Genomic DNA, 1,164 nt, shown 5'->3' on the forward strand with positions numbered 1-1,164 from the left:
GAAACTTTTCGCTTTGCGGTACGGCGCGAGATTCCCCTGGCTCAAGGAGGATCCCGACGTGGCCCTGCACCTTTGCCCGGACGCCAAAAATCCCCACGTATTCCAGCTTCGCCGGATTCGGGAATAAGAGGGAAGCGCGGTTAGCGGCCGGGGTTTTCAAACCAAACTACTGCGAGGATGGCGCTTAGACGATTGAACCCCTCAACGTTGGCCACGATATCGAGTCAGCCATCCCCGTTCACATCTGCCACATCCAGTCTGTCGGTCGTTGATAAAACCGGTTTTTGAGGAATCCACAGGATGCATGGAACAGGGGATTCCAAGTCCGGGATAATTGCGGGAACCAAGACGAACAACGTCATTAGAGCGTGGAACAAACGCTAACAAGGCAATGACGGCCGTAGGAGAACTACCAAGGACAAAAGACTGACGAGCTCCGCCACTTCATGCCAGCTTTCTCTTGCCCTGCGGTCAGAAGTAGAGCCCTCAACAAATGGGCGCCTACCGCAAACCGTCTAACATTGGCCACGTCTACAACCTCATTACGTAATCAAGAATGCGCCTGGAAATCTCTAGCAAGCCCTTAAGAACTTCTTTGTACTGAAAAACAGAAACTTCGCAGTCCGCTACCTTAATAACCGTTTTAGAACGTTCAGGATCGGGATAAGGAATAACTGGCCCCGGTTTTCGAAGCTTCTCATCCATATGCATGATCACGTTACGAAAAGAGTGAACATTAGACTCTTTCCCGCTTATTTCTTTGAGCAGACTACGAAGCTCTTTCCCTAACTCTGCCCTTTCATGCACATTTTTAATGCGCTTTATTAAGCGGATAGAACGACTCGTTGCCCAGACGCTATTCTCAAAGTGGCGTGCAAAATCAAACATCTTTTTGAGAAGCTGTGTTTGTGGATCGCATTCCAAAGCTTCCATAGCGGCCAAAAACTCCTTTGCCGCATTTACCGATGAATAGACAAACACCCGCAAATATCTGCCAAAATCGTCGTCACCAATACGCCCAATAAGTGCTAGACTAGTTATATCTCGTAGCAAGTAATCCAATTTTGTTACCTGATCAGCCAAATCTGCAATAACTTTTCGCAAATCTTGACTCTCAGCCATACTCCCTGAACTATGCGTCACCCTTTTCGACTGTGCAAGGAA

The 1,164-nt window shown here is 48.2% G+C and carries 1 protein-coding gene; it reads right to left on the reverse strand.

The features are described from left to right. Positions 1-531: 531 nt before the first annotated feature. Positions 532-1,122 (reverse strand): hypothetical protein, encoded by a 591-nt coding sequence (locus H5T41_11265; protein ID MBC7109337.1) that lies wholly within the window; start codon positions 1,120-1,122, stop codon positions 532-534. Positions 1,123-1,164: the final 42 nt, after the last annotated feature.

Source organism: Methanomassiliicoccales archaeon, from assembly GCA_014361295.1.
Taxonomy (GTDB): Archaea; Thermoplasmatota; Thermoplasmata; order Methanomassiliicoccales; family JACIVX01; genus JACIVX01.